This is a genomic window from Curtobacterium sp. C2H10 (genome assembly GCF_025407985.1).
GTDB lineage: Bacteria > Actinomycetota > Actinomycetes > Actinomycetales > Microbacteriaceae > Curtobacterium.
Map to the genome: position 1 here is coordinate 1 of NZ_JABXGF010000084.1, position 8,281 is coordinate 8,281.

Sequence of the window (8,281 nt, forward strand, 5' to 3'; positions counted from 1 at the left end):
GCCGGCCGCGCCGGTTGCGCGGCTCGACCCGCTTCTGACGGGAGGCGCGGTGCGGCCCCGACCCGCGCCTCCCCTCCGTCAGGTGCTCGACGCGGCCATGCGATCCACCCGGTACGCATCGGCGAGGTCGCGGGAAGTGCCGCTCCGCGGCGCGCGCGACGGCGCATTGCGCGACCTCGCCACAGCACACGCGGCGTGTCGTGCGACCTCGACGACGGACACCCGGCCCCGGACGCGCAGACCCGGCCCCAGACCCGCGACCCCGACCGGTCACGACTCGCCGCGTACGACTCGCCGAGCGGGCAGAACGCACCGCCACGACGCGTCGAGCGCGACGTATTTCGCCCGCTCGGCGACGCGCACGCGACGCCAGCGCGCCCGCTCGGCGACGCGCACGCGACGTCAGCGCGCCGCGCGCCCCAACCGCCGCCGCCGGAGCCGGTTGATCCGCGTCGCCCAGGTCGGCCCCTCGTAGAGGAACGCCGTGTAGCCCTGCACCAGGGTCGCCCCGGCGTCGATGCGGTCCTGCACGTCCTGCTCGGTCGTGACGCCGCCGACCGCGATCACGCAGAAGTCCGACGGCACCGCGGCCCGGACCCGCCGCAGGACCTCGAGCGACCGAGCCGCGACCGGTGCGCCGGACAGTCCCCCGGCGCCCATCGCCTCGACGTCCGCAGCCGGCGTGCGGAGTCCCGAGCGGGAGATCGTGGTGTTGTTCGCGATGACGCCGGCCAGCCCGAGGGAGACGGCGAGCCCGGCGATCGCGTCGATCTGCTCGTCGGTGAGGTCCGGCGCGATCTTCACCAGCACCGGCACCTTGCCGGCGGCGTCGCGCACGGCGGTGAGCAGCGGGCGGAGCTGGTCGAGCTCCTGCAGGCCGCGCAGCCCGGGCGTGTTCGGCGAGCTGACGTTGACCGCCAGGTAGTCCGCGAACGGTGCGAGCCTGCGCGTCGACTCGAGGTAGTCGTCGACGGCGTCCTCGACGGCGACGACCCGGCTCTTGCCGATGTTCACGCCGATGACGGGCCGCCCGGGGTTGCGGCGGGCACGCTCCAACCGACGTGCTGCTGCGGCGGCACCGTGGTTGTTGAAGCCCATGCGGTTGATGAGGGCGCGGTCGGGGACGAGCCGGAAGAGCCGCGGGCGCTCGTTGCCGGGCTGCGGCTTGGCGGTGATGGTGCCGACCTCGACGTGCCCGAACCCGAGGACACCGAGTCCGGCGATCCCCCGGGCGTCCTTGTCGAACCCGGCGGCCAGGCCGAAGCGCGACGGGAAGTGGATCCCCATGGTCGTCACGCCGTCGGCGGCGGAGGGCCGCGAGTAGCGCTCGACGAGCCGTCCGACGACGGGCACGTGCGGCAGCCACTTGATCACCGCGAACGCGATGTGGTGCGCGCGCTCGGGGTCCATGTTGGCGAACACCGAGCGGAACACGACGGAGTACCCGCCGCGGACGATCCGTTCTGCGATGCCGCTCACGCGCCGGCCCCGGCCGGGGACGAGCCGGCGACCGGGTCGGCCACGCCGTGGTGGTCGCGGCGGAGCTGGCCGATGGCGTCCTCGAAGTCCTCGAGCGAGTCGAAGGCCTTGTAGACGCTGGCGAACCGGAGGTAGGCGACCTCGTCGAGTTCGCGGAGCGGCGCGAGGATCGCGAGCCCGATGTCGTTCGCGTCGATCTGGCTCGACCCCGATGACCGCACGGTCTCCTCGACGCGCTGCGCGAGGATCGCCAGGTCGCCGTCGGTCACCGGGCGTCCCTGGCAGGCCTTGCGCACGCCGGACACGATCTTGTCGCGGCTGAACGGCTCGGTCACCCCGTTGCGCTTCACCACGTTGAGCGAAGCGGTCTCGGTGGTCGAGAAACGGCGGCCGCAGTTCGGGCACTGACGACGGCGACGGATGGAGGTTCCGTCGTCGCTCGTCCGGGAGTCGACGACGCGGGAGTCCGGGTGGCGGCAGAAGGGGCAGAACATGTCGACCCCAGGCTACCGGTTCGTGCGCTCCGTCACGGCGGCGCCGTGCGCGGGGAGCTGCTCCTCGGTCGCGAGGGCGACGATGTGCGGCGCGACCTCGGCGAGGGCCTCGGGCGAGTAGCGGATGACCTGCTGCGGGCGGAGGAACGTCGACGCGGACAGTCCGGAGCCGAAGCGTGCCTGCCCGCCGGTCGGCAGGACGTGGTTCGACCCGGCCAGGTAGTCACCGAGGCTGACCGGCGTGCTCGGCCCGACGAACACCGCGCCCGCGGCGTCGATGTCGGCGAGGACCGCGTCGTCGTCGGTGGTCTGGATCTCGAGGTGCTCCGGCCCGTAGGCGTTGCTCACGGTCGCCGCGTCGGCGAGCGAGTCCACGAGCACGATCGCGGACTGCGGTCCGTCCAGGGCGACCTGGAGGCGCGACGCGGTCCCGACACGCGCAGCACGTTCCGGGATGGCCGCCTCCACCGCGTCGGCGAACGCCGCCGACGTCGTCACGAGCACGCTGCCGGCCTGCTCGTCGTGCTCGGCCTGGCTGATGAGGTCGGCGGCCACGTACCCGGGGTCCGCGGTGTCGTCGGCGATCACGAGGATCTCCGTCGCGCCGGCCTCGGCGTCGATGCCGACGACACCGCGCACGAGGCGCTTGGCCGCTGCGACGTAGTTGTTGCCGGGACCCGTGACGAGGTCGACCGGCTCGAGGCCGATCGACGGGACGCCGTACGCCAGCGCACCGACGGCTCCGGCGCCGCCCATGGCGTAGACCTCGTCGATGCCGAGCAGGCCGGCCGCCGCGAGGATCGTCGGGTGCACCGCTCCCCCGTGGTCACGCTGCGGGGGCGACACGAGCGCGATCGACCGTACGCCGGCGACCTGGGCGGGGACGACGTTCATGACGACGCTCGACGGGTACACCGCCTTGCCACCGGGCACGTAGAGGCCCACGCGGCGCATCGGCTGCCAGCGCTGGTGCACCTCGGCGCCGTCGGCCAGGGTGGTCACGGACGCGGCGGGCACCTGCGCCGCACTCGCTGCCCGGACCCGGCGGATGGCCTCGTCGAGCGCTTCCCGGAGCTCGGGCGTGAGGCCGGCGACGGCCGCGGCGATCTCGGCAGCGGGGACCCGCACGTGCTCGGGCGCCCCCCCGTCGAACCGTTCGGCCTGGTCGTGCAGCGCCGACGCCCCGTGCTCGCGGACGGCGTCGACGAGCTCGCGGGCGGCGTCCACCGCGTGCGAGACGTCACCGGCGGCGCGCGGCATGAGTCGGAGGAGTTCGGCACGGGCGGGGAGGCCGCCACGGAGGTCGATTCGCTGCATCATCAGGTGGTCAAGCCTACCGAGCGCGGACGGGAGGTCGGTGGCGGACCGGCACCGCGCCTCCTGGCCCGCGCTGAGGGGGCCCGGGGCCCGCGTCGTCAGGCCAGCGCGTCGACGACGGGGCGGTGTCGGGCGGCGGCTGCCGCGTCCCAGGCGCCGAGCAGGTGGAGCGTCGCGATGCGGAACGCGAGCGCGCGCACGAGCAGTTGGTCCCACTCCGCGACGTCGGCACCGAGCGCGTCGAGCTGCGCGACCGGGACGCCGTGCCAGCACACCGCGTCGACTGCGGCGACGGCCGCGCCGAACCCGGCGGGTCGCCAGGACGGCGGCCAGTCGATGACGGCGGGGACGGCGGCGTCGGCGGCATCGGCGAAGAGGACGTTGCCGAGCAGGTCGCCGTGGACGAGCTGCGACCGTGCTCGGACGGGCCGGAAGGCCGCGGCGAGGCGGTCGAGCGTGGGGTCGTCCGGCAGGCGCGCTGCTCCCCAGGCCATCCGGTCGGCGCGGCCCCACGGGTCCTCGGGGCGCGGCGCGGACGGGGCGAGGAACGCGGGGCGACCGAGGTGTGCGATCGCTCGGTGGAAGGCGTTCCCGACGCGGATGACGTCGGCGACCCGGGTCTCGTCGGCGCGGCCGGGCAGCCACTCCCAGGCCTCCCATGCGCCGGCGCGCCACGGGCCGTCGACCGTCCGGACTGGTCGAGGTGTGCGGAACGTCGAGGTGTGCGCCAGCTCGGCGAGGATGCCCGCCCGCCAGTCCGTCACCGTCGCGCCGTCGTGCGGTCGGAGGACGACGTCGCCGGCGCGCCAGGTCAGCCCGCGCCCGCCCGCGAGCCGTTCGAGCCGCTGGTCGCCCACGCCGAAGGCACGCAGGGTGCCGGCGTCCGGACCGCCCGCCACGGTGTTCACGCGGTCCGGAGCACCTTCGACATCGGACGGCCCTTCGCGACCTCGTCGACGAGCTTGTCCAGGTACCGGATCTGCCGCATGAGCGGGTCGTCGAGTTCCTCGATCCGGACGCCGCAGATCACGCCGGTGATGAGCGGTGCGTTCGGATGGAGGTGCGCGGCCGCGAAGAAGTCTTCGAACGTGGTCTCGTCGGCGAGGTGCTGCTCGAGCGCGGCGTCATCGAACCCCGTGAGCCACTCGATCACTGCGTCGAGCTCGGCCTTGGTGTGCCCCTTGCGCTCCACCTTCGCGAGGTAGTGCGGGTACACAGCCGCGAACGGCGTGCCGAAGATGCGGTGCCCTGCCATCGTCAGACCAGGCAGCGCGGCCCGAGCAGGCTCTTCAGCTCGCCGAAGAGGTCGGGCGTCAGGTTCACCGGGAACGGCAGCTCGAACGTGCGGGCGACGTCGTCCTTGATGAGCTTCAACCGGACCTCGGTCTCGCCGCTGTGCCGACCGAGGACGGCGGCGAGTTCGGTCACCGTCGTGGTCGTCGCCTGCCGCTCGGGCAGGCTCAGCGTCAGCGGCCCGGACCCCATGGCGTCACCGACGTTCGGCTGGAACATGCTCACCGCGTGCAGGGCCTTGCCGTCGTCGCGCACGTTGACACGACCGCGCAGGACCACGATCGAGTCGGCGACGAGCGACGGCCCGAACTCCTGGTAGGTCTTGCCCAGGAACATCACGCCGATCTGGCCGCCGAAGTCCTCGATGTCGACGATGCCGTACGGGTTGCCGCTGGACTTCGCCACCCGGTGCTGCACGCTCGTCAGGAGCCCCGCGACGGTGACCGTCTCACCCTCGACCGAGTCGTCGGCCGCGATGAGGTCGGCGATGGTGATCGACTGGTGCTTCGCCAGCTCGATCTCGAGCCCGGCGAGCGGGTGGTCGGAGACGTACAGGCCGAGCATGTCCCGTTCGAACGCGAGCTTGTCGCGCTTGGACCACTCCGGACGGTCGGGCACCTGGGACACGACGGCTGCCGACGGCTGTTCCTCGGCGACCTCGGCGAAGAGCGAGTCGAAGTCGAACCCGACGTTGCCGTGGGCCTCGTCGCGCTTGACCTTCACCGCACCTTCGACGGCGCCCTCGTGGATCTCGACGAGTGCACGGCGGGAATCGCCGAACTCGTCGAACGCACCGGCCTTGATGAGCGACTCGACCGTGCGCTTGTTCGCCGACGAGATGGGGATCTTGCGGAGGAAGTCGTGGAAGGACTCGAACGCGCCCTTCTCGGTGCGGGCCTGGACGATGTCGTCGACGACGTTGAAGCCGACGTTGCGGATCGCGCCCATGCCGAAGCGGATGTCCTCGCCGACGGCGGCGAAGAAGCCGATCGACTCGTTGACGTCCGGCGGCATGACCTTGATGCCCATCCGGCGGCACTCGTTGAGGTACAGCGCGAGCTTGTCGCGGGCGTCGCCGACGCTCGTCAGCAGGGCAGCCATGTACTCGGCCGGGTAGTGCGCCTTGAGGTACGCGGTCCAGAACGACACCACGCCGTACGCCGCCGAGTGCGCCTTGTTGAACGCGTAGTCGGAGAACGGCAGCAGGATGTCCCACAGCGTCTTGATGGCAGCGGCCGAGTAGCCGTTGTCCTGCATGCCCTTCTCGAAGCCGGCGTACTGCTTGTCCAGCTCGGACTTCTTCTTCTTGCCCATCGCGCGGCGGAGGATGTCCGCTTGGCCGAGGGAGAACCCGGCCACCTTCTGCGCGATGGCCATGACCTGCTCCTGGTAGATGATCAGGCCGTAGGTCGTGCCGATGATGTCCTGCAGGGGCTCCTCGAGCTCCGGGTGGATCGGCGTGATCGGCTGCTCGCCGTTCTTGCGGAGCGCGTAGTTCGTGTGCGAGTTCGCACCCATGGGGCCCGGACGGTACAGGGCGATGAGCGCGGAGATGTCCTCGAAGTTGTCGGGCTTCATCAGGCGCAGCAGCCCACGCATCGGTCCGCCGTCGAGCTGGAACACGCCGAGGGTGTCACCACGCTGCAGGAGCGCGTACGCCTCGGGGTCCTCGAGCCCCATGTTCTCGAGGTCGAGCTCGATCCCACGGTTCGTCTTGATGTTGTCGAGGGCGTCACTGATGATCGTGAGGTTGCGGAGCCCCAGGAAGTCCATCTTGATCAGGCCGAGCGACTCCGCTGCCGGGTAGTCGAACTGCGTGACGATCTGGCCGTCCTGCTCGCGCTTCATCACGGGGATGATGTCGATCAGCGGGTCGCTCGACATGATGACGCCGGCGGCGTGCACGCCCCACTGGCGCTTCAGCCCCTCGAGCCCGAGCGCGGTGTCGAACACCGTCTTCGCCTCGGGGTCGGTCTCGACGACCGTGCGGACGTCCACGGCTTCCTTGTAGCGCGGGTGGTCCTTGTCGAAGATCCCGGTGAGCGGGATGTCCTTGCCCATCACGGGCGGCGGCATCGCCTTGGTGAGCTTCTCGCCCATGCCGAACGGGAAGCCCAGGACACGCGAGGAGTCCTTGAGCGCCTGCTTCGCCTTGATCGTGCCGTACGTGACGATCTGCGCGACACGCGCCGACCCGTACTTCTCGGTGACGTACTTGATCGCCTCACCGCGGCGCCGGTCGTCGAAGTCGACGTCGAAGTCGGGCATCGAGACACGGTCCGGGTTGAGGAAGCGCTCGAAGATCAGGCCGTGCCGGATCGGGTCGAGGTCGGTGATGCGCATCGCGTACGCCACCATCGAGCCGGCACCGGAACCACGGCCGGGACCGACGCGGATGCCGTTGTTCTTCGACCAGTTGATGAAGTCGGCGACCACGAGGAAGTACCCCGGGAAGCCCATCTGGTTGATGATGCCGACCTCGTAGTCGGCGCGTTCCTGGACCTCGCGCGTGATGCCGTCGGGGTACCGGTACTCGAGGCCCTTCGCCACCTCTTTCTCGAACCACGAGTGCTCGGTCTCCCCCTCGGGCACGGGGAACTTCGGCATGTAGTTGGCCGCGGTGTCGAACTCGACGTTGCACCGCTCGGCGATGAGCAGCGTGTTGTCGCAGGCCTCGGGGTTGTCACGGAAGAGGTGCCGCATCTGCTGCGGGGTCTTCAGGTAGAACTCGTCGGCGTCGAACTTGAAGCGGTTCGGGTCGTTCAGGGTCGACCCGGACTGGACGCAGAGCAGCGCCGCGTGCGACTTGGCGTCGTGCGAATGCGTGTAGTGCAGGTCGTTCGTGCCGACCAGCGGGATGTCGAGGTCCTTCGCCAGTCGGATCAGGTCACTCATGATCCGACGTTCGATCTCGAGCCCGTGGTCCATGACCTCGGCGAAGTAGTTCTCCTTGCCGAAGATGTCGCGGTAGTCCGCCGCGGCCTTGACGGCTTCGTCGTACTGGCCGAGCCGCAGCCGGGTCTGGATCTCCCCCGAGGGGCAGCCCGTCGTGGCGATGATGCCGTCGTGGTACTCCTCGAGCAGCTCGATGTCCATGCGGGGCTTGAAGTAGTACCCCTCGATCGACGCCTTGCTCGAGAGCCGGAACAGGTTGTGCATGCCCGTCGTGTTCTCGGCGAACATCGTCATGTGCGTGTACGCGCCGGAGCCGGACACGTCGTCGCCGCCGCCGTCGCCCCAGCGCACACGGGTCTTGTCGGTCCGGTGGGTGCGCGGCGTGATGTACGCCTCGGTCCCGATGATCGGCTTGACGCCGCCGGCCTTGGCGGCCTTCCAGAACTCGAACGCGCCGAACATGTTGCCGTGGTCGGTCACGGCCACGGCGGGCATGCCCTGCGCGGCGGTCTCGGCTACGAGGTCGCCGAGCCTGGCGGCGCCGTCGAGCATCGAGTACTCACTGTGCACGTGCAGGTGGACGAAGGAGTCGGAATCCGACACGGAACCTCCGGTTCGCGGGAGCTGCTGCGGTCTGGGAACAGCCTAACCGCGACCGGGGACAAGCCCGGGCGCGTCGAGGCGGACGGGAGGCGCGGTGCGGGCCCGACCCGCGCCTCCCGTACGTCAGGGCGTCGCGCCGTCCAGGGCGCGCAACACGCCGCGCGCGTCCCGCCGAGAGCGCACGAAGTGCCGCTCCGCAG

6 protein-coding genes are annotated in these 8,281 nt (G+C 70.9%); all 6 read right to left on the bottom strand.

Going from position 1 to position 8,281, the window contains the following annotated elements:
* Positions 1 to 402 precede the first annotated feature (402 nt).
* Entirely contained in the window at positions 403 to 1,479 is a 1,077-nt protein-coding gene (locus HWD93_RS17840) for a quinone-dependent dihydroorotate dehydrogenase (protein ID WP_261647542.1), read from the bottom strand.
* Entirely contained in the window at positions 1,476 to 1,973 is a 498-nt protein-coding gene (nrdR, locus tag HWD93_RS17845; RefSeq protein WP_261647543.1) for a transcriptional regulator NrdR, read from the bottom strand. The genes HWD93_RS17840 and nrdR overlap by 4 nt, the downstream gene beginning before the upstream one ends.
* Positions 1,974 to 1,985: 12 nt before the next feature.
* Positions 1,986 to 3,293, bottom strand: a complete 1,308-nt coding sequence (gene hisD, locus HWD93_RS17850; protein ID WP_261647544.1) for a histidinol dehydrogenase — start codon at positions 3,291 to 3,293, stop codon at positions 1,986 to 1,988.
* Between the two features lie 95 nt (positions 3,294 to 3,388).
* On the bottom strand, positions 3,389 to 4,198 hold the full coding sequence (locus HWD93_RS17855) for a phosphotransferase (RefSeq protein WP_261647545.1): 810 nt from the start codon (positions 4,196 to 4,198) through the stop codon (positions 3,389 to 3,391).
* Positions 4,195 to 4,545 (bottom strand): DUF2200 domain-containing protein, encoded by a 351-nt coding sequence (locus tag HWD93_RS17860; protein ID WP_261647546.1) that lies wholly within the window; start codon positions 4,543 to 4,545, stop codon positions 4,195 to 4,197. The genes HWD93_RS17855 and HWD93_RS17860 overlap by 4 nt, the downstream gene beginning before the upstream one ends.
* A 2-nt stretch (positions 4,546 to 4,547) precedes the next feature.
* Entirely contained in the window at positions 4,548 to 8,030 is a 3,483-nt protein-coding gene (gene dnaE / locus HWD93_RS17865; RefSeq protein WP_374115183.1) for a DNA polymerase III subunit alpha, read from the bottom strand.
* Positions 8,031 to 8,281 lie beyond the last annotated feature (251 nt).

Excerpts from the sequence above, each read along its gene's own strand:
- nrdR (WP_261647543.1), bottom strand. The coding sequence starts at position 1,973 with ATGTTCTGCCCCTTCTGCCGCCACCCGGACTCCCGCGTCGTCGACTCC.
- hisD (WP_261647544.1), bottom strand. The coding sequence starts at position 3,293 with ATGATGCAGCGAATCGACCTCCGTGGCGGCCTCCCCGCCCGTGCCGAA.
- HWD93_RS17860 (WP_261647546.1), bottom strand. The coding sequence starts at position 4,545 with ATGGCAGGGCACCGCATCTTCGGCACGCCGTTCGCGGCTGTGTACCCG.
- dnaE (WP_374115183.1), bottom strand. The coding sequence starts at position 8,030 with ATGCTCGACGGCGCCGCCAGGCTCGGCGACCTCGTAGCCGAGACCGCC.